Source organism: Xanthomonas prunicola (genome assembly GCF_002846205.1).
In the GTDB taxonomy this organism is placed as follows: Bacteria; Pseudomonadota; Gammaproteobacteria; order Xanthomonadales; family Xanthomonadaceae; genus Xanthomonas; species Xanthomonas prunicola.
In genome coordinates this window covers 198,055-220,323 of sequence record NZ_PHKV01000002.1, presented here as the reverse complement: position 1 = coordinate 220,323, position 22,269 = coordinate 198,055, and the positions used below count along the sequence as shown (strand labels likewise).

Sequence of the window (22,269 nt, the reverse complement as noted above, 5' to 3'; positions counted from 1 at the left end):
GCCGATTGGACGCAGTGCGCCCATCCATACAGTCATGAGCTGCTGCACACGCGCTGCTGCATGCGCAACACGCTCTGAGAGCGGCTGACGAGGCGGACTGTACTCACCGCCAAACGATGCGGCCGTTGCTCGGAGTCGGCATGCGCGAGTGTCGGCATCTGCCACGCTAAACTGCAGTTTTCCTGCGCGCCGTTCACACCCGGCTGACGATTGCTCGCTACGTGTTGTCAGCCACTCTAAACTCCATGTCACGATCTTCAGGAGCACAGGCATGATTCGCGAAATTATCCGCATGGGCGACAAACGCTTGCTGCGTGTGGCGCCACCGGTCACCAACCTGGGCAGCGCCGAGTTGCACGCGTTGGTCTCCGATATGTTCGAGACCATGGACGCTGCGCGTGGCGTCGGTCTGGCAGCGCCGCAGATCGCGGTGGATCTGCAATTGATGGTGTTCGGTTTCGAAGCCAGCGAGCGCTATCCCGAAGCACCCGCAGTACCGCGCACGGCTCTGGCCAATGCACAGATCGAACCGCTATCGGAAGAGATGGAAAATGGTTGGGAAGGCTGCCTGTCGATCCCTGGCCTGCGCGCAGTGATTCCACGCTATCGCTACATTCGTTACCGCGGCGTTGCACCCGATGGCAGCCCGATCGAGCATGAGGCCGAAGGCTTCCACGCACGGGTGGTGCAACACGAATACGATCACCTGGTCGGTCGCCTGTATCCCTCGCGCATCGAAAACTTCGACACATTCGGTTTCGATGACGTGTTGTCGTACGACCTGTAATGCATCTCGTGAGCCATACATTGCAGTCTGGCTGCTGCAATGTCCTGCGGCTCTCTCTGCGCCTGGCGAAGCAATTCCTGTAAGGCGGCTACGTGCGCCCGCAAACAGGAGACGCGGTACCCCTCGTTCTTCAGGAAAGCCAGTAGAAAATTTCGTGGCGCGGTGAGGGTGTTGCGCCCTTGATGCCCCGGATCATTGCGCTTACCTGCAGTGCGTTACATCCCATGATTTAGATGCGCATATACCGTCTGTCGATGCTGGACGAATGCATGTCCAGCGCGCCTCCCGGCATGCAGCGGGCATGTGCGCAGGGAGTGCGCATGCAGGAACCATTCGCTACGGGTTCGCCTCGAGATACATCGAGACAGGCGCCGCTCGGGACGATAGGCCCATCGCCCGGCGCCCAGTCGCCGACTACAAAATAAAAAAAAAGGCGCCTTTCGGCGCCTTTTTTTAACTGCGACTACTTACTTCAGCGCCTTGAAGCGCAGGCGCTTGGGACCTGCGTCATCGCCCATGCGGCGGCGCTTGTCTTCTTCGTACTCGCGGTAGTTGCCCTGGAAGAACTCCACGTGCGAGTCGCCTTCGAAGGCGAGGATGTGCGTGGCGATACGGTCCAGGAACCAGCGGTCATGCGAAATCACGAAGGTGTTGCCCGGGAATTCCAGCAACGCATCTTCCAGCGCACGCAGCGTTTCGATGTCCAGGTCGTTGGACGGTTCGTCGAGCAGCAGCACGTTACCGCCCTGCAGCAGGGTCTTGGCCATGTGCAGACGACCGCGCTCACCACCGGACAGCGAACCCACCATTTTCTGCTGGTCCTGGCCCTTGAAGTTGAAGCGGCCGATGTAGGCGCGCGACTGGATCTCGATGCCGTTGATGTTGAGGATGTCCAGGCCGCCAGCGATTTCCTGGAAGACGTTGTGGTTGCCTTCCAACGCGTCGCGGCTCTGGTCCACATAGGACAGCTGCACGGTGGGGCCGACCACGATCTCGCCGGAGTCCGGCTTTTCCTGGCCGGTGATCATCTTGAAGAGCGTCGACTTACCGGCACCGTTGGGGCCGATGATGCCGACGATGGCGCCGGGCGGCACGATCATCGACAGGTTGTCGATCAACAGACGGTCGCCGAACTTCTTGGACACGTTCTTGAACTCCATCACCGCGTTACCCAGGCGCTCGCCCGGCGGGATGAAGATCTCGTTGGTTTCGTTGCGCTTCTGATAATCGACCGACTGCAGCTCTTCCAGGCGCGCCAGACGCGCCTTGCCCTTGGTGCGGCCACCCTTGGCGTTCTGCCGCGACCATTCCAGTTCCTTCTGGATCGCCTTCTGGCGTGACTTTTCCTGGTTGTCTTCCTGCTTGAGGCGCTCGTCCTTCTGGGTCAGCCAGTCGGTGTAGTTACCCTTCCACGGAATGCCGCGGCCGCGGTCCAGTTCCAGGATCCACTCGGCAGCGTTGTCGAGGAAGTAGCGATCATGCGTGACTGCCACCACGGTGCCGGTGTAGCGCGCCAGGAACTGTTCCAGCCATTCCACCGATTCGGCGTCCAGGTGGTTGGTCGGTTCGTCGAGCAGCAGCATGTCCGGCTTCTGCAGCAGCAGGCGGCACAGCGCGACGCGACGCTTTTCGCCACCGGAGAGCTTGCCGACAATCGCCTCCCACGGCGGCAGGCGCAGTGCATCGGCGGCCACATCCAGCTGGTTTTCCAGCGTATGTGCATCGCCGGCGGCCAGGATCGCTTCCAGGCGTTCCTGTTCTTTAGCCAGCGCGTCGAAATCGGCGCCTTCTTCGGCATAGGCCAGATACACCGCATCCAGCGCGGCCTGGGCCTGCAGTACGTCGCCCACACCTTCTTCCACCGCTTCGCGCACGGTGTGCTCGGGGTTGAGCTGCGGTTCCTGTGCCAGGTAGCCGACCTTGATGCCGGCCTGCGGGCGGGCTTCGCCCTCGAAGTCGGTGTCCACACCGGCCATGATCTTCAGCACCGTGGACTTGCCCGCTCCGTTCAGGCCCAGCAGGCCGATCTTGGCGCCTGGGAAGAAGCTCAGCGAGATGTCCTTGATGATCTGCCGCTTGGGCGGGACCACCTTGCTGACGCGGTTCATGGTGTAAATGTATTGCGACATGGGTGCTCCGGGGACGCAGGCAGCCCGCCGGCCAAGGCCGGGGGCGGCGGAAAAGGGATTGCGTCAATTATACGGGCAAGTGACTTGGCCCGCGGCGGCACGTCAGCAGCTAAACGGCACCTTACTTCCTACCTGAATAGGCTTTTTCGTAATCGATTCCAGCAAGAATGCATTAAGGCGGCCAGCCTCTTAATGAAATTACGACACCGCGAACAGGAACTGTCATGAACCGCAAACGCATCGTTACCGTTGTGCTTTCCTCCATCCTGGCGCTGGGTGCCTTTGCACCGGCTGCGTTTGCCGGGGATTGGGACCGCGACCACGATCGCCGCGACCATGGCCGGGATCATCGCCGCGACTGGCGCGACGATGGCCGTGACGATCGCCGCGAGTGGCGTCAGGACCGTCGCTACTACAGCAACGGCTACCGTGAGGGCTATCGCGACGCCCGTTATCAAGACCGTCGTTACGACCGCAATCGGGTCTATGTGTATGACCGCCCTGCGTACTATCGCGCCGGCCCGCCGCCGCGTCCGTACTGGGCCCGTGGCCAGCGGTATCACGGGCCGGTCTATGTGGTGAACGATTACGACCGCTACGACCTGCGTCGCCCGCCATACGGCTACCGCTGGCAGCGCGACGACCGCGGCAATCTGCTGTTGGTCGCCATCGCTACCGGCATCATTGCCGACCTGGTGCTCAACAACTAAGTCGGCACTGCCGCCAGGTCGTACCTGGCCGCTACCGGGCAACCAAGCCGGTCATCACACAAAGGCGCACCTTCGGGTGCGCCTTTCTCATGCGCGCAATGCGGGCGTACATGCCACGCCGGCTACGCGATTGGTCACCCGTGCGGCAAGGGGCTTACAATCGGCGACCCTACTGGCAATAGCTGCCCCGGAGCTTCGAATGTTCTCGCGCGATGTCCGACTGGAAACCTACGACCCCGAACTGGCCAAGGCCATCGCTGCTGAAGCCAGCCGCCAGGAGGATCACGTCGAGCTGATCGCCAGCGAGAACTACTGCAGCCCGCTGGTGATGGAAGCCCAGGGCAGCCAGCTGACCAACAAGTACGCCGAAGGCTATCCGGGCAAGCGCTACTACGGTGGCTGCGAGTTCGTCGATATTGCCGAACAGCTTGCGATCGAGCGCATCAAGCAGGTATTTGATGCCGACTACGCGAATGTGCAGCCGCACAGCGGTTCGCAGGCCAATCAGGCGGTGTATCTGGCGCTGCTGCAGCCGGGCGACACCATTCTGGGCATGAGCCTGGCGCACGGCGGTCACCTGACCCACGGCGCCAAGGTCAACGTCTCCGGCAAGCTGTTCAACGCAGTGCAGTACGGCGTCAACGAGCAGGGCCTGATCGATTACGACGAAGTGCAGCGCCTGGCGACCGAGCACAAGCCGAAAATGGTGGTGGCCGGTTTCTCGGCGTACTCGCAGAAGATCGACTGGGCCCGCTTCCGCGCCATTGCCGACAGCGTCGGTGCGTATCTGTTCGTGGACATGGCGCACGTGGCCGGCCTGGTCGCCGCCGGTGTGTACCCCAGCCCGCTGGAGCATGCGCACGTGGTCACCTCGACCACGCACAAGACCCTGCGCGGCCCGCGCGGCGGCATCATCGTCGCCAAGGGTGCCAGCGAAGAGCTGCAGAAGAAGCTGCAGTCGATCGTGTTCCCCGGCATCCAGGGCGGCCCGCTGATGCACGTGATCGCCGCCAAGGCGGTCGCGTTCAAGGAGGCGCTGGAGCCGGCGTTCAAGACCTACCAGCAACAAGTGGTCAAAAATGCTCAGGCGATGGCCAACACGCTGATCGCGCGCGGTTACAAGATCGTCTCCGGGGGCACCGAAAACCATCTGATGCTGGTGGACATGATCGGCCGTGACGTCTCCGGCAAGGATGCAGAAGCCGCGCTGGGCAAGGCGCACATCACTGTCAACAAGAACGCGGTACCCAACGATCCGCGATCGCCGTTCGTCACCTCGGGCCTGCGCCTGGGCACCCCGGCGATCACCACGCGTGGTTACAAGGAGCAAGACAGTATCGATCTGGCCAACTGGATCGCCGACGTGCTCGATGCCCCAACCGACGAAGCCGTGCTGGCGAAGGTACGCGACGCAGTGACCACGCAGTGCAAGCGTTATCCGGTCTACGGCTGAGCGTCGCAACCTCATGGAGTTGATCGCACGCAGGTTGGGCGCAACGTCGAAGTACGACCGCCTTGCCTGTGTGCGTACCGACGGTTCGCGCTGCGCAGTGGATCTGCCGCGGCAGGGCATCCTGCCGCATGACCTTATCCATCTGTGGGTGGAAAGCCGGCTTGGCCTGAGCGACGGCTTTATCGGCCTGGTCGCCAAGGGAGCGGATATCGACTTCGCCGGCAAGGAGCTGCACCGGCATGTAGATCCGGCGCTGCAGATGCAAGCCGGGCAGGCCGAGTCTGTGGTCGAGGCACTGCAATCGCAGTTGTGGTCCGGGCAGTTCGACGCGGCCATGTTCCATTACGGGCTGTCCCAGGCGTGCAGCATGCGTGGCGTGATGCCACCGGAGCTTGAAGGCATCGCGCCGGAAGAGGACCTGTTCGTACCGCTCACACGGTTGGGTGCTGCCTGGAATGCGATGGCAGCCGGGATGGAATGGCGGCTCGCGTTTCCCTGGCAGCCCGGAATGTTGGAAGGACACCCCTAATGCATTGCCCCTTCTGCCAGCACAACGACACCCGTGTGATCGATTCGCGTGTGTCCGAAGACGGCACGACGATTCGTCGACGCCGTGAGTGCGAGGCGTGCGGCGAGCGTTTCAGTACCCTGGAAACGATCGAATTGAAGTTGCCCACCGTGGTGAAGAGCGATGGTGGGCGCGAAGCGTTCGATGCACGCAAGCTGCGCACCAGTTTCGACCGCGCGCTGCAGAAGCGGCCGGTGGCCGAGGAACAAATCGAAGCGGCGGTCCGCGCGGTAGTGCATCAGCTGCGCATGTCCGGCGAACGCGAAGTGGGCTCGCTGCGGGTGGGCGAATACGTGATGGTGGAGCTGCGCAAGCTCGATCATGTGGGCTATGTGCGCTTTGCCTCGGTGTATCGCAGCTTCCAGGACGTGGCCGACTTTCGCGAAGAAATCGAAAAGCTCGAACGCGAACTGCCGGTCGGCAGCGAACAATTGCCGTTGCTGGAAGCGGCACTGGAACGCGCCGGCAAACCCGGCAAGCGGTGAGCGCCATGCGCATCGCCTGCGTGGCGGAAACGCCGGATTATCTGCCTGCGATTGCACAGGCGCATCTGCAGGCCTTCGGCACGCTGCTGCCGGAATGGAACTTCGATGAGGCGCTGAGCGAATTGCGTAGCCATACGCGCGATGGCGTCATCCCGACGACCTGGGTGGCGCTGGATCAGACCCAGTGGCTGGGCTCGGTGAGCCTGCTCGAAAACGACGACGCGCGCATTCGGCAATGGTCGCCCTGGTTGGCGTCGTTGTACGTGCAGCCGCAGGCGCGCGGGCAGGGGATCGGCGAGGCGCTGGTGGCGCACTGCGTGCAGGCCGCCGCGTGCCTGGGCGTGCCGTTGCTGTACCTGTATTGCCAGCTGGCATTGGTGCCGTTTTATCAGCGGTTGGGGTGGCAGATGCATACCGAATTCTTGCTGGGCCCGATGCAAATCGTGGTGATGTGCATCGCGCCGGGAGCAGTCACGCAATGAGTGAGATCGCGGCGGCCGCGAGTGCCGACGACCACCGCTGGATGGCGCAGGCGTTGCGTTTGGCCGAGCGCGGCGCCTACACCACCCGTCCCAATCCGATGGTGGGCTGCGTGATCGTGCGCGATGGCGTGTGCGTGGGCGAAGGCTTTCATCAACGTGCGGGTGGCCCGCATGCCGAAGTGTTCGCGCTGCGTGCGGCCGGTGAGTTGGCGCGCGGCGGCACTGCGTATGTGACCTTGGAGCCATGCGCGCATTACGGGCGTACGCCACCGTGTGCGTTGGCGTTGATCGATGCAGGCGTAAAGCGTGTGGTCGCAGCGATGGCCGACCCGTTTCCGCAGGTCAATGGCGGTGGTTTTGCGCTATTGCGCGACGCTGGAATTGAGGTGCTGAGCGGGGTGATGCACGCCCAGGCGCGCACGCTCAATCAGGGATTTCTATCGCGCGTGGAGCGCGGCCGGCCGTGGCTAAGGCTCAAGCTCGGCGCCAGTCTGGACGGGCGCACCGCGTTGGCCAGCGGCGAATCTAAATGGATTACCGGTGCCGATGCACGTGCAGACGTACAGCGCTGGCGTGCGCGGGCCGGCGCGATTTTGACCGGTGCTGGCACGGTGTTGGCCGACGATCCGTCGATGACGGTGCGGCTGGGCGATGACACGCCCTTCGTGCTGCCGTTGCGGGTCGTACTGGATGCGCGCTTGCGCACCTTGGAGTGCGGGAACATTCGTCAGGGCGATGCGCCGACGCTTTACCTGCATGGCAATGCGGTGCAAGCGCCATCGCTGCAGAATGCCGAGTTCGTCGGGATACCATTGCGGGAAGGGCGTTTCGATCCGGGAGCGGTGCTGGCGCTGCTGGCCGAGCGCGGGATCAACGAGGTACATGCAGAAGCCGGCGCAACGCTGAGCGGCGCGCTACTGCACGCCGGCCTGGTCGACGAACTGCTGGTCTACATGGCACCGGTGCTGCTGGGCGATACCGCCAGACCGCTACTGGCCGGGCTTGGCATCGACACCATGGCGCAACGTCGCACCCTGCATCTGGCCGATGTGCGCCAGCTTGGCCAGGATTTGCGCCTGCGCTATCTGCCTGGGGTCGTCGAATGAATGCTGGCTCTGGCGCAGGATAACGTTGCAGGATGCTGTTTCCTGTAGTGCACGTGTTCTGCAAGCGTTGAAGCGTTGGGGTAGCGTTGCCGGATGCGTGGCCTGCTTGGGACAGGCCAGGTCCGAAGGAGGCTAGCGATGCAGGCGACGGTTGAACACACTGCCGACCAACATGTGCTCTCAGGCCTGCTCGGACGAAACTCACCTTTCTTCATGCATCGGATTTCTCACTATGACCACGGTCACTGCACAAGCCTGGCAGTTTGCGGAAGGGCAGGTCTGGGAGTACCGCAACAGGGCCGAGGAGCCGGGTTCGACGCTGCTGATCAACAGGATCGAGGTCGAACCGAACATTGGCGAGGTGTTCCATATCAGCGTCCGCGACGTGCGGGTAAAGAACGCGCGTGCTCCCGATGCCGTCTCGACGGAGTTGCCGCATTTTCCTGTGTCCAGAACGACACTCGAAAGCTCCGTGACCACGCTGGTGGGACATGCCCCGGCGAATCCGGAGTATCTTGAGGGCTACACAACATGGCGTGCGGCCTTTGAAGACGGCGACGCTGGCGTCTTCACACTCCCAGTGCGTGAGATCGTCGATGTCATCGAAACCACGATCAATCAATAGCAGGATGCGGTGTCGTAGGAGGATCGAATGCGTTCTCCGGTTTCTGGACGTTGCTTGGCGCGAATGGCAGCAAGCGTGCGTGCGATGTTGCACGCTCTAGAAACGCGGCTTCCACCGCCCATTCTACTGATGGTGCTTGCAGCAGTGGTGTGGCGATTGCCGGGGGCTTTTTCCTCGCGGGTCTGCATTCCATTGGTGTGCCGTGCCTCGTGCTTGGCCTTGCGATCAATGCGTGGTCGAAAGTCATGTTTCGGTCTGCGCGTACCACGGTCAATCCACTGCACCCGGAGCGATCCTCTGCCTTGGTGACATCCGGGCTGTATCGGTATTCGCGTAACCCGATGTATCTGGGCTATGCCCTGGCATTGCTGGGCTGGGTCATATGCCGCGGGCAGCCGCTTGGCCTGCTCGCAGTGGCGCTGTTTATCGGCTACGTCACGGTGTTTCAGATACTGCCCGAGGAACGCTGGCTGTCGGCACGCTTCCAGGCCGACTATGCGCTGTACAGCGCAGCGGTGCGTCGCTGGCTCTGAATCCGCGTCACGCACGTCGATCACTGGTGCGCTTGACCTGGCGCCCTGCGATTTTGCCGTGTGTTCCTGTCGGCATTGGACATGGCAGGTGCGGCCGCCGCTGGAGTGTCGTGGAGCGCTTCAGCCGCAGACCTGATGTGTGGAGTTTCGCCTGCGCGCATGGCCCACGCTGCGAACGGTGCGCAAACGGAGTCTCGATCTGACGGTAGGGTATCGGTGCCCAGTTGCCTGGTTGAAGCGTTTTGCGGTCAGGTCGGGCTGATCGCGCCAGCGGTGGCCGGACATAAAAAAGGCTCCGCAAGCGGAGCCTTTCTTGTCGCTGCAGCGTGCCGATCAGAAGCTCGCGCGCACGCCGACGCGGTACTGATTAGCGTTGTCGATGAATTGGGCTTCGCCAACCAGGCCCCAGGTCTGGGTGAAGTTCACCTGGCCACCCAGGGTGCCAACGAACTCGCCCTTGTCCACGTCGCTGCCGTCGATGTAGCCGGCCTTGACCCATGCTTCGGTACGCGGCGAGGGCTTGCCGCGCAGGCCCAGATTGGCCCAACCCAGGGTAGTGGAGTCGGAGCTGCTGCCCAGCGAACGGCCGCGCTGGCGCAGGTCTGCATCGACCTTGGTGCGCAGCGCGCTGATGTCGGCGATGAACTCCACGCGCTCGGTCATTTCCTGGCGGTAGCCGATGCCCACGTTGGCCTGCGTCAGGGTGCCGTCGATCGTGAAGCCGCTGCCGAGGTTGTAGTCCTTGGTGGCGCGCTGGTAGCCGGCGAAGACATAGACCGGTTGGGCGATCTGCCAGGAACCGCGCAGATAGCCGCCGTTGATGCCCTCGTTGTCGTCATTGACGTTGAAGTCGGTACGGTTCCAACCGCCTTCGACGTAGTTGTAGCTCAGACCTTCAGCAGAGGCGGCAACCGGTGCTGCAGCCAGCAGGGCGGCCAGAATCAGGGTGTTACGCATTGGATGGTTCTCTCCGAATTGATGTCCGTGTCTCCGCCCCGTTGCGAGGTGGAAAAGAACGACGTCTCCCGTCGCGGCGCGAAATTTAACAGATATTTCACACGGATTGCTATGGGGAATTTCCCGACACGACACAGCGTCCTGTCAGCCTTAGCTAACGCTCAGCCATGGCGCCTGGACGCGCTGTTAAACTTCATCGGCCGGTTCGCCGGCACTTACGAACGTCTTCAGGGCGGGGTGCGATTCCCCACCGGCGGTAGGCATGCGTACGCATGTGAGCCCGCGAGCGCTTCGTCGTGATGGTTGGCACTGCAGGTGCCGGGCATCGCGCGAAGGTCAGCAGATCCGGTCCGATACCGGAGCCGACGGTATAGTCCGGATGAAAGAAGACGGCCAACGCGCAGCCCTTGCGGCTGCGCGCGCGCCTGTTTGCTTTGCCTTGCGGCGTTTTTCGCTCAACTTCTGCGAGAAACGACTATGTCTTTGCATCACCTGTCGCGTTGCATCGCGACCCTCCACTGCGCCAAGCCACCCCGAGCGTTGCTGCACAAGGGGGCGCACTGATGTTCACCGGAATCATTGAAGGCGTGGGCCGTCTGGCGGCGCGCCAGCCGCAGGGCGGCGATGTGCGGTTTACCTTTGCCGTCGGCAACTTGCCGTTCGAGGCGGTGCAGCTCGGCGAAAGCATTGCCGTCAACGGTGTCTGCCTGACCGTGATTGCGTTCGATGCAGCTAGCTTCCAGGCCGATGCCTCCACCGAAACCCTGTCGCTGACCACATTGGGCGCCTTGTCCGAAGGCGCGGCGATCAATCTGGAACGTGCGATGCGCCCGACCGATCGCCTCGGCGGGCATCTGGTCAGTGGCCACGTCGATGGCCTGGGTCAGGTGCAATCGGTGCACGACGATGCGCGTGCGCAGCGTTGGCGGTTTGCCGCACCGCCGTCGGTGTTGCGCTATGTCGCCAAGAAGGGCTCGATCTGTGTGGACGGCGTCAGCCTCACCGTCAATGAAGTAGATCAAGACGGTTTCGAGGTTGCGTTGATTCCGCATACCGTGACCAACACCGCGTTTGCGCAGACGGCAGTGGGTGCGGCGGTGAATCTAGAAATCGATCTGGTGGCGCGCTATGTCGAACGCCTGCTCGGCACGCGGGGTGCGGCATGAATTTCGCGCCCGTTCCCGAGCTGATCGAAGAGTTGCGTGCCGGCCGCATGGTGGTGATCGTCGACGACGAAGACCGCGAAAACGAAGGCGATCTGATCATGGCCGCCGAGTTGGTCAAGCCGTCGGACATCAATTTCATGGTGACCCACGCGCGTGGGCTGGTGTGCCTGTCGTTGACCCGCGAGCGCTGTGCCCAGCTCGGTCTTGCGCCGATGGTGCGCAACAACACCGCGCAGTTCCAGACCAACTTCACCGTCAGCATCGAGGCGGCCGAAGGCGTGACCACCGGCATTTCCGCTTACGACCGCGCGCATACCGTGCGCACTGCGGTGCGGCCGGATGCCAAACCGCAGGATCTGAGCCAGCCGGGGCATATTTTCCCGCTGATTTCGCAGCCCGGTGGCGTGCTGACCCGTGCGGGTCACACCGAAGCGGCCAGCGATCTGCCGATGCTGGCCGGGCTGGAACCGGCCGGCGTGCTGGTGGAAGTGCTCAACCCGGACGGCAGCATGGCGCGCCGCCCGCAGTTGGAAGTGTTCGCGCGCGAGCACGGGCTGAAGATGGGCTCGATCGCCGATCTGATCGCGTATCGGCTGGCCAACGAGCACACCGTCGAGCGCGTGGACGAGCGCGATATCACCACCGAGTTCGGCCCGTTCACGCTGGTGACCTACCGCGACCGCATCGCGCACGACCTGCATTTTGCATTGGTGCGCGGCAGCGCCGATCCGCACACACCCACCCTGGTGCGTGTGCAGGTGGAAAATCCGCTGGCCGATTTGCTGCACTGGCAGCGCGATGATTTCGGCGTGGCGGCCACCGATGCCTTGCGTGCAATTGCCGCCGAAGGACAGGGCGTCATGGTGGTGCTGTCGGCCCCGCGCGACAGCGAATCGCTGTTGGCACGGCTGCGTCAGCAGCCCGAGACGGCCGCCAACGCCAAGGACGTGAGTCAGTGGCGGCGGAATGGCGCCGGCGCGCAGATCCTGGCCGAACTCGGCCTGGGCAAGCTGCGCGTGCTGGGGACCCCGCGGCGTCAGGTGGGGTTGGCCGGGTTCGGGCTGGAGGTGGTGGAGTATCTGGAATGCCACGCCGGCGAAGGCATGCGTTCGGTGCCGCCGTCTGCCGTGCCCTGAAATGGCTGTGAGCCGTTACCGCAGTCACCTGCCCCGTGCCGATGGTTGTGCCCCGGTGCCGGTGCTGACGCGTGGCTGATCGCGCGCAGCCGTCTGCGGTTGCGGCTTACGTGCCGCAACCGCAATAGCCGGACCGAGACCACCGGTTCCAGGCGCAGGCGGTGTCCGCTGGTGGTGCAGTGGACTGACGCTCTTGCACGTTGGCGTTCAAGCGCATGGCCGGGTCTGCTTTGGTGGACCCGGCGTGCACGCGTCGGCCGGGCCTGGCCCCGGCAGCTGTTAAACTTCCTGCCCCCTCGAGTTGCCGACCCGCATGACCCACTACGAAGGCGATCTTCGCCCCACCACCGCGCGCTTTGCGATCATCGCCAGCCGCTGGAATGCCCGTATCACCGACGTGCTGGTTGCCGGCGCGCGCCAGAGCCTGGCCGGCAACGGCATCGGCGAGGACGCCATCGACGTGATCCGTGTGCCCGGCGCCTGGGAAATTCCGATCGCCGCCAACCGGGTGGCGCAGTCCGGCCAGCACGGCGCGATCATTGCGCTGGGCTGCGTGATCCGTGGCGATACCCGCCATTACGAACACGTGGCCGACCTGTGCGCCGAAGGCTTGATGAGCGTGCAGCTGCAGACCGGCGTGCCGGTGCTCAACGGCGTGCTGGCGGTCGAACGCGTGGAAGATGCCGAAGCACGTGCCGGTGGCAGCCATGGCAATAAGGGCGAGGAATGCGCGCTTGCCGCGCTGGAACTGGTGAATTTGATGGAGTTGTTGCCATGAGCAAGCCCGGTGGGCACCCGCGCCACGGCCGTCGCGACGGCATCGACCCGGTGCTGCGTTCGCGCGCACGTCGGCGTGCCTTGCAGGCGGTGTATGCCTGGCAGATCTCGGGCGGCTTTGCCAAGCAGGTGATCGGCCAGTTCGCTCACGAGCAGGCGCACGAAGTGGCCGACCTGGCGTACTTCGAAAGTCTGGTGGAAGGCGTGCTCACCCATCGCGCCGAACTGGATACCGCGTTGACGCCGTATCTGGATCGCGGCGTGGAAGAGGTCGATGCGATCGAACGCGCAGTGCTGCGTTTGGCCGCCTATGAATTGCTGTACCGCCAGGACGTGCCGTACCGCGTGGTGATCAACGAAGCGATCGAAACCGCCAAGCGCTTCGGCTCCGAACACGGGCACACCTATGTCAACGGCGTGCTGGATCGCGCTGCGGTGGAGTGGCGCAAGGTCGAGTCGGGCGCCAGCGGCGCTAGCGGCGCCTGAGGCGCCGCGGGATTGGAGAGTCGGGAATGGGGAATCGTAAGAGCACCATCTCCGATATCTCCTGAGCGCTTTTGCGATTCCCGATTCCCTTCTCCCGATTCCCGCCCACATGCCCGAATTCGATCTAATTGCCCGCTTGCGCGCGCGCATCGCGGCGCGTGCCGATGTGCCGTTGGGCATTGGCGACGATGCGGCGTTGCTGCAGCCGCCGGCCGGTGAGCAGTTGGCGATCACCGCCGATACGCTCAATGCCGGCGTGCATTTTCCGCACGAGACGCGCGCCGACGATCTGGGCTGGAAGACGCTGGCAGTCAATCTCTCCGATCTGGCAGCCATGGGCGCGCAACCGCGTTGGTGCACCTTGTCGTTGTCGCTGCCGCACGACGATGCGGCGTGGGTGGATGGATTCGCCGACGGCTTCTTCGCGCTGGCCGATGCACACGACATTGTGCTGGTCGGTGGCGACACCACGCGCGGGCCGCTCTCGTGCGCGGTGACGGCAATCGGTAGCGTGCCGCCGGGTGCAGCGTTGCGGCGCGACGGCGCGCGCGTTGGCGATGACGTGTGGGTCACCGGTGCGCCAGGTGAGGCTGCCGCCGCGTTGGTGCTGTGGCAGGCCGGCCAGCTGGATGTGACCTGCGCGGCGGCCGACCCGTTGCACGAGCAGTGGCGTCGCCGCTTGCTGCGTCCGCAACCACGCGTACAGGCCGGGCTGCGTTTGCGCGGGCTTGCGCACGCCTGCGTGGACATCTCCGACGGGCTGTTGGCCGATCTGGGGCATCTGTGCGAGCGCAGCGGCGTGGGCGCGCAACTGGCGCTTGCCGCATTGCCGGCGATGCCGCGCAGTGCCGGGATCAGTGCGTTGCAGTGCCTTGGCTGGCAACTCGGCGGTGGCGACGACTACGAGCTGTGCTTCACCGCCGCGCCGCAGCATCGCGATGCCGTGGTGCAGGCAATGGAATTTGCGCAGCTGGCCGCAACGCGCATCGGCCAGATCGTCGCCACGCCCGGCGTGGTGGTGCACGACGCCGACGGCAACCCCTGGCAACCGCCGCAGCGCGGCTACCAGCACTTCGTTGGCTGAGTCGCTCGCGCTCAGGAATCCCTAGAGCATCGAGTCTCGACGGTTCTGGCATTCCCGAATCCCGAATCCCGGCTCTTGAGCCATACCGTACCGTCTGGTACGTTCGCAGCGTTCTCCCCCGAACAACGGATGCATGGCAGTTGCCGCTGGGCCACCCCGGCCTGGCTTTGCATGGGAGACAGCAGCATGAGCAAACGTTGGATCGGGAGCATCGCCGCACTGGCGTTGTTGATGGCATCGGCGTCGGCGGTGGCGGGCGCCTTCAGCAAGACCTATGAACGCATCCCCGGCTGGGACGGTGCGCAGATGGGCGCACTGGTGCTGGTGCCGCAGGGGCAGGGGGCCGGGCCATTTCCGCTGATTGTGATGCCGGCCAGTTGGGCGTTGCCGAATCTGGAATATCTGGGCCGTGCGACTGAGCTGGCCAGCGACGGCTACGTGGTGGTCAGCTATACCTCGCGCGGGTTCTGGGATTCGGCCGGGCAGATCGATATCGCCGGGCCAGACACGGTGGAAGACGTCAGCGCGGTGATCGACTGGGCGTTGGCGCACACGCCGGCCAATCCGAATGCGATCGGTGCCTCGGGCATTTCGTACGGTGCGGGCATCAGCCTGCTGGCGGCCGAGCGCGACCCGCGCATCAAGGCGGTGGCCGCGCTCAGCGGTTGGGCCGATCTGGAGGCATCGCTGTATTCCAATCGCACGGTCAGCCAGCAGGGCGTCGGGCTGTTGGTGGGCGCCGGTGCATTGACCGGGCGGGCCGGCCCGGATCTGACGCAGATCGGCGCACGCGTGGCGCAAGGCGATTACGACGGCGCGGTGCAGGGCTTCCTGCCGCAAGCCGCGTCGCGCAGCCCTGCCACCGATGTGGCCGCGCTCAACGCGCGCGGTACCGCCGTGTTGCTGGGCAATGCGTTCAACGATGGCTTGTTCCCGCCGAACCAGACCATCGCGTTCTTCAACCAGTTACGTGGCCCGAAACAACTGCTGCTGAGCCAGGGCGATCACGCCACCGCGGAGCTGCCCGGCGCGCTGGGGTTACCCAACGAGATTTATACCGCGACCACGCGCTGGTTCGACCGCCATCTCAAGCAATCACCCAATGGAGTGGATGCAGAAGCGCCGGTGCGGCTATCGCCACGTGCGGGGCAATGGTTGGACTATCCGGACTGGGCATCGGTACAACAGGCCAACACGCAGCTTGGCCTGTCCGCACCAGTAGGCGCGCTGAGCCCGACCGGTGGATTGACCGGCGCAACGTCGAGCGGGTGGCAGTCGCGCATCGCCACCGACGTGCCGACCCTGGCCGATTCCGGCGTGGTGCTGGTCAGCGGATTGCTGCAGGGCATCGGCGTGCCGGTGAGCACCTCCATTCCGCTGGTCAATCGCGCCGGCGCCGCAGTCTGGGTCGGCGCGCCATCGAGCAGTGCGCGGCGCCTGGCCGGTAGCCCGTCGCTGCGCGTGACCGTGGTGCCCAGTCAATCGAAGGTGAGTCTGTTTGCGTATCTGTACCGCATGGATAGCTTGGGCGTGGCGCAACTGATCACGCACGCGCCGTACTCGCTGCGCAATGCCACACCCGGACGCGCGGTCACCCTGGACTGGCCGCTGCAGGCGGCAGCAACCGAGATTCCGGCAGGGCAGCGGCTGGTACTGGTGATCGACACCCGCGATGCGCGCTACACCGATGCCAGCGATGGCGGTGGCACCGTGACATTCACCTCGCCAGTGGCAGCGCCCTCCGTGTTGAACGTGCCGCTGCGGTAGGGCAGCACGCCGTATCTGCATCGTCCCAGATCGTCCGCCGCGGTACTAGCGAACAGCGGCGGGTGGCGTGCCATCCGCCGAACCCGCATCTGCACCGGTCACGTCGCGTTCGCGCAGGCGAACGCGATTTCTGGCCGTGCGCGCGGACACGAGATCGCTTTCGGGAAAGTACGCACGAAACCTAACTCGATGCCGCTGCTGCGGCACACCGCAGGAGACCCCCGATGCCGATCAACCGAACCGGTCTGCCGCACGCTGTGGCGTCAACCAGCCAAACGCAGGAGACGTCACAGGCTTCGGCGAGCCAAGCAGTCCTCGATCCAGGCACAGTGCCAGCCCGGCGTGCCGAGACCTTCGATGGACTGTCTGCGCTGCCGAATGATCTACGCCGCGAGATTGTGCAGCGGTGTGGACCGCGCAGCCTCGTGCGTCTGAGTAGCGTCTCGCGGCAGATGGCGGAAGACACCAGGGATGTGCGAGCGTTCCTGACCGCGCGGCCGCGCTATGACCCGAGCTTGGAGTTCGGGGACGTCCATAGTGCAGAAAGCATGCGTGTCGCCCTGGACGAAGTGACGCATTTCCCCTACCCGGACGATGAGGATCGCAGCGAGCAGATATTGCGCGGATACGGAAGGCTTGCGGCGCGGATTCCATCATTGCCGCAGGCGCAGCGATTTGAGGCGTTTACCGCGCTGTTGAATCACGCCACCCGCTATTCTGGGAATATGGCATTTCGCGTGGTGGCGCGCTTGACGGATGACCTGGGATGCTTGCCCGAGGACCTGCGCGCGCTCGCCTTCCATGCAATCTTGCCCAGTTTGATTGCCACGCGCCGGCAAGCGCTGCAGGCTGCTGCCGGAGCAGCGCACGTTGGCCATATGGGGGCAGTAGCAGAGGCTGATGCAGGGGGCGTGCAAGGTGATGGTGAACCAGGGGCGCAAGGCGCTGTGGCTCCGGCCCAGGGTGGCGCTGCCGGAGGCATCGGCGGAGCGCTTCCGTTTAATTTGCTGGCATCGGCGATCAGGCAACTGCCCGAGGAGGCAGTCAACCTAGCGATAACCGAGGCTGCCGCGCTCCAGACCGGCCCCCGCCTGCTGGCGGAGGTGACCTTACGCCTGCATCTTGTCGGATTGGAGCCGATCCATCGATTCCAGCAAGCGTATGCGCAGCTTGCTGAGCGCCTCGCGCGTTCCGGCGATGGAGCCGAAGCCTTGATCCACTTGGTGGCCTTGTTGAACAGACTGCCCAATCCGGGATTGCGCCAGGCTGCCTTCAGGGAATTGACGCGGGCCGTGCACGCATTGGACAGCACAGAGAGTGGCGCTGCGGTGCTGAGGCGGTTGGCTGGGGCGTTGCCGCACCAGCCTGCCGCGGTGCGTTATCTGTGCAGCCTGGATGTGCTTGCAGCGGCAGTGAGCCTCTTCCCGAGCGAGCAGATACCGGTCATTGCCGCCGTCCGTGCGCAGGCTGCTGCGATCCCGAACCAGGCCGCTGAACTCATCGCCAGATGCGATGACGCGATCGCCACGGCCAGCATGATGCTTGCGACTGTGTCGCGCAGGTATATGGACATGTGAGCACTGTTTGATTGCGTGTGGTCTGGTCACACAGCGGACGCGCATGCCTGGAGCCCCCCCTTTCCGGCGCGACTCTTGAGCAGATGGAACTTCGCAGCGTCGCTGCCATCTGCGTGCCGCCAGCCAGCGCAGCCAGGGAAGCCAACCGTCGGAACGCGCGGCGGGCCATCTGGTCGAGGCGCAGGGCTGGCCTGCGCATTTTATGCGGACTTTACGTCGCGCCGGCGGCAGATCCATAGCGACTTTACGCAGCCCAGGCAGAGACTGCGCAGGTTGGCGGAGCGGTTCCGCCGTGGACGATCCCGATGCATTCCTTCCCTTGTCTGCTCCATCGGCGCTGTGCGCCCGGTGCGGCAGCGCTTTGTCATGTTGGCACGCACGTGCTGCCTACGCCGCGACGCATCGCATCCATCGCGCCATCGTGCGCACGTCTCGGGGAGTAGCTGACATGCCTGCCTGGTTGTCCCTGTTGTGCGGCGTGGCCGTACTCGTTGCCGCTGCGTACCTGCTGTACGTGGTGCTGCGGCCCGAAGACTTCTGATCCGAGTGCGCTCCAATGACTGAAACTTTTCTTGTGTACGCGCTGGCCATCGTGCTGGCGTGGCCTTTGGGCCGTTATATGGCTGCGGTGATGCGCGGCGCACCGATGCGTGGCGACGCGCTGTTCGGCTGGATCGAACGGCCGTTGTACGCATTGCTCGGCACGCGCCCGCAGCAGGGCATGTCGTGGCGCGGGTACAGCGTGGCATTTCTGCTCAGCAACCTGGTGGTTGGCTTGCTGACCTGGGGGGTGTTCATGACCCAGGCATGGCTGCCGTTCAACCCGGACGCCATCCCGAACATGCGCTGGGATACCGCGCTGCACACCATGGTGTCGTTCGTCACCAATACCAATCAGCAGCATTACTCCGGCCAGGCGCAGTTGTCGTATCTGTCGCAGATGACCGGCATCGTTGGCCTGCAGGTGGTGACGCCGATGATGGGCCTGGCGTTGGCGGTTGCGACGCTGCGTGCGTTGTTCGGCGGGCGCGCGGCCAAACAGGCGTCAGTCGCTAGCCCTGTTTCGGACACGACGGCCGTGGCGGAGATGTCGGAGCCGGAACTGTCGCGTCAGGGACGCCAACACACGGGGGCCGGCCTGGAAGCGCTGCCTGAAGCAGACGTCGGCAATTACTGGGCGGATGTGATCCGCTCCAGCGTGCGCGTGCTGTTGCCGCTGTGCCTGTTGTGGACCGTTTTGCTCGGCTGGCAGGGTGTACCGTCGACATTCCAGGGCGCGGCGACCGCTGTACCGTTGGATAGCAGCGCCGGCATGGCCAAGCAGACCATTCCAGTGGGCCCGGTTGCGGCGATGGTGGCGGTCAAACAGCTCGGCACCAACGGTGGTGGCTGGTATGGCCCCAATAGCTCGGTCGCGCTGGAAAACCCCACGCCGTTGAGCAATTTTCTGGAAACCTTGGCCATCGTGTTGCTGCCGATGAGCGTGGTGTTCATGGTCGGCTATCTGACCGGGCGCAAGCGACTCACTGCGTTGGTCTTCGGCACCATGCTGACGATGTCGGCCGCGTCCACCGCGTTGCTGCTGTGGTCCGAAGCGCATTCGGCCAGCGCGAACTCGCCAGCGCTGATGGAAGGCAAGGAAGTGCGCATCGGTGCGGATGCCTCTGCGCTGTGGGCGGCGTTGACCACGCAGACCTCCAATGGTTCGGTCAACGCGATGCACGACTCCTTGGCACCGTTGAGCGGCCTGGTCACGCTGGTGGACATGCTGATCAACGCCATCTGGGGCGGTATTGGCTGCGGCCTGCAGCAGTTCGTGGTGTATCTGTTGCTGAGCGTGTTCCTGGCCGGCTTGATGACCGGACGCACGCCGGAGTTGTTCGGCCGCAAGATCGAATCGCGCGAAGTGCAGTTGCTGGCGCTGTTGATCCTGCTGCAGCCGCTGGTGGTGCTGGGCTTCACCGCGGTGGCGCTGGCCGTGCCGGCATTCACTGCCAATTCCAATCCCGGCTTCCACGGCATCAGCCAGGTGTTCTACGAGTACACCTCCGCATTTGCCAATAACGGCTCGGGTTTCGAAGGTCTGGGCGATGCCACGTACTGGTGGAATCTAAGCTGCTCTGTGGTGCTGGTGCTGGGACGATATCCGGCGTTGGTCCTGCCGTTGATGGTGGCCGCGCGCATGGCGGTGAAGCGGCGTGCGCCGGAGTCGGCCGGTAGCCTGCAGGTCGAAACGCCCACCTTTGCGCTGACCCTGATGGCGATCGTGCTGGTGCTGACCGTGCTGCAGTTCATGCCGGCACTGGTGCTGGGTCCTATCGCTGAACACCTCGCCCTGGCGGCGTCCTGAGAGTTTTGAGCAATGTCTACGATCGATACGACTGAAAAACGCGAGCGCGGTGACGCAGCGTTGTTCGATGCCGCCGTGCTGGTTGCGGCGATGCGTGCTGCCTTCCTCAAGTTGGCGCCGCGGCATCTGCTGCGCAGCCCGGTGATGGCGGTGGTGATGGGCGGCACGCTGCTGGCGGCGGTGATCACCGCCAGCGGCTATGGCAATGCCGGCTTCGGCTGGGCGGTGACGGCGATTCTGTTCGTCACCGTGTTGTTCGGCAATTTTGCCGAAGCCATTGCTGAAGCGCGTGGCCGCGGTCAGGCCGCCTCGTTGCGGCGGGCGCGCAAGGATCTGGTGGCACGCCGGGTGGAAACCGCACTCGGTGGCCGCGAAACCCGCGTGCCGGCGGCAGAGCTGCGCCCGGGCGATTACGTGATGGTGTCCGAAGGCGAATTTGTACCAGCCGATGGCGAGATCGTGCGTGGTGTTGCCACCATCAACGAAGCTGCGGTGACCGGCGAGTCGGCACCGGTGTTGCGCGAGGCCGGCACCGATCGCAGCGGCGTCATCGGTGGCACGCGCGTGCTTTCCGACGAGATCGTGTTCAAGGTCACCGCCGAGCCGGGGCATAGCTTCCTCGATCGCATGATCGCGTTGGTGGAAGGCGCCAATCGGCAGAAGACGCCGAACGAAATCGCGCTGACGCTGCTGCTGGCCGCGATGACGCTGACGTTCCTGATCGTGGTGGCGTCGTTGCCGGCGATTGCGGGCTTTGTCGGCGTCACGCTGGATCCGCTGCTGCTGATCGCGTTGCTGGTGTGTCTGATCCCGACCACCATCGGTGGGCTGTTGCCGGCGATCGGTATTGCCGGCATGAACCGCGCGCTGTCGGCCAATGTGCTGGCCAAATCCGGCAAGGCAGTGGAAGTGGCCGGTGACGTGGATGTGCTGCTGCTCGACAAGACCGGCACCATTACCTACGGCGACCGCCAGGCCACCGCGTTCCATCCGCTGGCCGGCGTCGACCGCGCGCAACTGCGTGATGCGGCCATGCTCGCTTCGCTGGCCGACCCGACGCCGGAAGGTAAATCCATCGTCAAGCTGGCGCGGCAGCAAGGTGCGGTGGCAGTGGAGGCCGAGGGTGCGCATTTCATCGCGTTCACCGCGCAGACGCGCATGTCCGGTGTCGATCTTGGCGGGCGCAGCATCCGCAAGGGCGCCGGCGATTCGATCGTGGCGTATGTGCAAGGCATGGGCGCCACGGTGTCGCCGGAATTGCAGGGCCGTATCGAAGAAGTCGCGCGTGGCGGTGCCACACCGTTGGTGGTGGCCGAAGGCCGCCATGTGCTTGGTGTGGTCGAGTTGAGCGACGTGGTCAAGCAGGGCATCAAAGAAAAGTTCGCGCAGTTGCGTGCGATGGGCATCAAGACGGTGATGATCACCGGCGACAACCCGCTCACCGCTGCCGCGATCGCTGCCGAAGCCGGCGTGGACGACTACATCGCCCAGGCACGGCCGGAAGACAAGCTAGCGCGCATCCGTGCCGAGCAGACCGGTGGGCGGCTGGTGGCGATGGTCGGCGACGGCACCAACGACGCCCCGGCGCTCGCGCAGGCCGACGTGGGCCTGGCGATGAACTCCGGCACGCAAGCCGCCAAGGAAGCCGGCAACATGGTGGATCTGGATTCGGATCCGGCCAAGCTGCTGGCGGTGGTGGAAGTGGGCAAGCAGCAGTTGATCACGCGCGGTGCGTTGACCACGTTCTCGCTGGCCAACGACGTTTCCAAATACTTCGCGATCCTGCCGGCGCTGTTTGCCGCCGCCATCCCGTCGATGGCAGCGCTCAACGTGATGCAGCTCTCCAGCCCGCGCCACGCGGTACTGGCGGCATTGATCTTCAATGCGTTGATCATCCCGGCATTGATTCCGCTGGCGTTGCGCGGCGTGCGTTTTCGCCCTTCCAGCGCCACCGCGTTGTTGCGCCGAAACATGCTGATCTACGGCGTGGGTGGCGTGTTGCTGCCGTTCGTTGCGATCAAAGTGATCGATCTGGTGCTGGTCGCCGTCTTCGGTGCCTGAGCCACGTGTGATGCACCTTTCTTCTTCCGG

The 22,269-nt window shown here is 64.2% G+C and carries 21 protein-coding genes, 1 other RNA gene and 1 riboswitch; of the genes, 20 read left to right on the top strand and 2 right to left on the bottom strand.

Annotated features, from left to right (window positions below):
• The first annotated feature begins 156 nt into the window (after positions 1-156).
• Together XpruCFBP8353_RS07520 and def are read left to right on the top strand one after the other, a co-directional pair.
• Positions 157-233: non-coding RNA, sX9 sRNA (locus tag XpruCFBP8353_RS07520), on the top strand.
• 38 nt (positions 234-271) lie between these two features.
• Positions 272-787, top strand: coding sequence for a peptide deformylase (gene def / locus XpruCFBP8353_RS07515; protein ID WP_101362677.1), 516 nt, complete (start codon positions 272-274; stop codon positions 785-787).
• Positions 788-1,254: 467 nt separating this feature from the next.
• Here def and ettA read toward each other — a convergent pair whose 3' ends face one another.
• Complete coding sequence (gene ettA / locus XpruCFBP8353_RS07510; protein WP_010367724.1) at positions 1,255-2,916, bottom strand: energy-dependent translational throttle protein EttA; 1,662 nt, start codon at positions 2,914-2,916, stop codon at positions 1,255-1,257.
• Positions 2,917-3,140: 224 nt separating this feature from the next.
• Here ettA and XpruCFBP8353_RS07505 point away from each other — a divergent pair, with 224 nt between their 5' ends.
• The 8 genes from XpruCFBP8353_RS07505 (at position 3,141) to XpruCFBP8353_RS24235 (ending at position 8,878) form a co-directional block, all read left to right on the top strand.
• Positions 3,141-3,626, top strand: a complete 486-nt coding sequence (locus XpruCFBP8353_RS07505) for an RcnB family protein (protein ID WP_101362676.1) — start codon at positions 3,141-3,143, stop codon at positions 3,624-3,626.
• 199 nt (positions 3,627-3,825) lie between these two features.
• A complete protein-coding gene (gene glyA / locus XpruCFBP8353_RS07500) occupies positions 3,826-5,079 on the top strand; it encodes a serine hydroxymethyltransferase (RefSeq protein WP_101362675.1) in 1,254 nt (417 codons plus the stop codon).
• Positions 5,080-5,092: 13 nt separating this feature from the next.
• The gene (locus tag XpruCFBP8353_RS07495) at positions 5,093-5,608 is read left to right on the top strand and encodes a hypothetical protein (RefSeq protein WP_101362674.1); all 516 of its coding nucleotides are present in this window, start codon (positions 5,093-5,095) and stop codon (positions 5,606-5,608) included.
• Complete coding sequence (nrdR, locus tag XpruCFBP8353_RS07490) at positions 5,608-6,132, top strand: transcriptional regulator NrdR (protein WP_003490311.1); 525 nt, start codon at positions 5,608-5,610, stop codon at positions 6,130-6,132. The genes XpruCFBP8353_RS07495 and nrdR overlap by 1 nt, the downstream gene beginning before the upstream one ends.
• Positions 6,129-6,614: a GNAT family N-acetyltransferase gene (locus XpruCFBP8353_RS07485; RefSeq protein ID WP_101362673.1), complete on the top strand. Its 486-nt coding sequence runs from the start codon at positions 6,129-6,131 to the stop codon at positions 6,612-6,614. The genes nrdR and XpruCFBP8353_RS07485 overlap by 4 nt, the downstream gene beginning before the upstream one ends.
• The gene (ribD, locus tag XpruCFBP8353_RS07480) at positions 6,611-7,720 is read left to right on the top strand and encodes a bifunctional diaminohydroxyphosphoribosylaminopyrimidine deaminase/5-amino-6-(5-phosphoribosylamino)uracil reductase RibD (RefSeq protein WP_101362672.1); all 1,110 of its coding nucleotides are present in this window, start codon (positions 6,611-6,613) and stop codon (positions 7,718-7,720) included. The genes XpruCFBP8353_RS07485 and ribD overlap by 4 nt, the downstream gene beginning before the upstream one ends.
• Positions 7,721-7,952: 232 nt before the next feature.
• Positions 7,953-8,345 carry a hypothetical protein gene (locus tag XpruCFBP8353_RS07475; RefSeq protein ID WP_243391065.1) on the top strand — a complete coding sequence of 131 codons (393 nt, stop codon included), beginning with the start codon at positions 7,953-7,955 and terminating at the stop codon, positions 8,343-8,345.
• Between the two features lie 245 nt (positions 8,346-8,590).
• The gene (locus XpruCFBP8353_RS24235; RefSeq protein ID WP_243391064.1) at positions 8,591-8,878 is read left to right on the top strand and encodes a methyltransferase family protein; all 288 of its coding nucleotides are present in this window, start codon (positions 8,591-8,593) and stop codon (positions 8,876-8,878) included.
• 333 nt (positions 8,879-9,211) lie between these two features.
• On the opposite strand, the gene XpruCFBP8353_RS07465 is transcribed toward XpruCFBP8353_RS24235, so the two are convergent.
• The gene (locus XpruCFBP8353_RS07465; protein WP_101362670.1) at positions 9,212-9,835 is read right to left on the bottom strand and encodes an outer membrane beta-barrel protein; all 624 of its coding nucleotides are present in this window, start codon (positions 9,833-9,835) and stop codon (positions 9,212-9,214) included.
• A 219-nt stretch (positions 9,836-10,054) separates the two neighbouring features.
• Positions 10,055-10,230, top strand: a riboswitch (FMN riboswitch).
• A gap of 168 nt (positions 10,231-10,398) precedes the next feature.
• Between XpruCFBP8353_RS07465 and XpruCFBP8353_RS07460 the strand changes: the two genes are divergently transcribed.
• From XpruCFBP8353_RS07460 to kdpB, 10 genes are all read left to right on the top strand, one after another.
• Positions 10,399-11,001 (top strand): riboflavin synthase, encoded by a 603-nt coding sequence (locus XpruCFBP8353_RS07460; protein ID WP_101362669.1) that lies wholly within the window; start codon positions 10,399-10,401, stop codon positions 10,999-11,001.
• On the top strand, positions 10,998-12,137 hold the full coding sequence (ribB, locus tag XpruCFBP8353_RS07455) for a 3,4-dihydroxy-2-butanone-4-phosphate synthase (RefSeq protein WP_101362668.1): 1,140 nt from the start codon (positions 10,998-11,000) through the stop codon (positions 12,135-12,137). Before XpruCFBP8353_RS07460 ends, ribB begins: the two co-directional genes overlap by 4 nt.
• A 313-nt stretch (positions 12,138-12,450) precedes the next feature.
• Positions 12,451-12,915 carry a 6,7-dimethyl-8-ribityllumazine synthase gene (gene ribH / locus XpruCFBP8353_RS07450; RefSeq protein ID WP_003490334.1) on the top strand — a complete coding sequence of 155 codons (465 nt, stop codon included), beginning with the start codon at positions 12,451-12,453 and terminating at the stop codon, positions 12,913-12,915.
• Positions 12,912-13,400, top strand: a complete 489-nt coding sequence (gene nusB / locus XpruCFBP8353_RS07445) for a transcription antitermination factor NusB (protein ID WP_101362667.1) — start codon at positions 12,912-12,914, stop codon at positions 13,398-13,400. The genes ribH and nusB overlap by 4 nt, the downstream gene beginning before the upstream one ends.
• A gap of 109 nt (positions 13,401-13,509) precedes the next feature.
• The gene (gene thiL, locus XpruCFBP8353_RS07440) at positions 13,510-14,484 is read left to right on the top strand and encodes a thiamine-phosphate kinase (RefSeq protein ID WP_101362666.1); all 975 of its coding nucleotides are present in this window, start codon (positions 13,510-13,512) and stop codon (positions 14,482-14,484) included.
• Positions 14,485-14,670: 186 nt separating this feature from the next.
• Positions 14,671-16,251, top strand: a complete 1,581-nt coding sequence (locus XpruCFBP8353_RS07430) for a CocE/NonD family hydrolase (protein ID WP_101362665.1) — start codon at positions 14,671-14,673, stop codon at positions 16,249-16,251.
• Positions 16,252-16,475: 224 nt separating this feature from the next.
• Positions 16,476-17,828, top strand: a complete 1,353-nt coding sequence (xopI, locus tag XpruCFBP8353_RS07425; RefSeq protein ID WP_101362664.1) for a type III secretion system effector F-box protein XopI — start codon at positions 16,476-16,478, stop codon at positions 17,826-17,828.
• 448 nt (positions 17,829-18,276) lie between these two features.
• Positions 18,277-18,369 carry a potassium-transporting ATPase subunit F gene (locus tag XpruCFBP8353_RS07420; RefSeq protein WP_006452907.1) on the top strand — a complete coding sequence of 31 codons (93 nt, stop codon included), beginning with the start codon at positions 18,277-18,279 and terminating at the stop codon, positions 18,367-18,369.
• Between the two features lie 15 nt (positions 18,370-18,384).
• Positions 18,385-20,178, top strand: coding sequence for a potassium-transporting ATPase subunit KdpA (gene kdpA / locus XpruCFBP8353_RS07415; protein WP_101362663.1), 1,794 nt, complete (start codon positions 18,385-18,387; stop codon positions 20,176-20,178).
• A gap of 12 nt (positions 20,179-20,190) precedes the next feature.
• The gene (gene kdpB / locus XpruCFBP8353_RS07410; protein ID WP_101362662.1) at positions 20,191-22,239 is read left to right on the top strand and encodes a potassium-transporting ATPase subunit KdpB; all 2,049 of its coding nucleotides are present in this window, start codon (positions 20,191-20,193) and stop codon (positions 22,237-22,239) included.
• Positions 22,240-22,269: the final 30 nt, after the last annotated feature.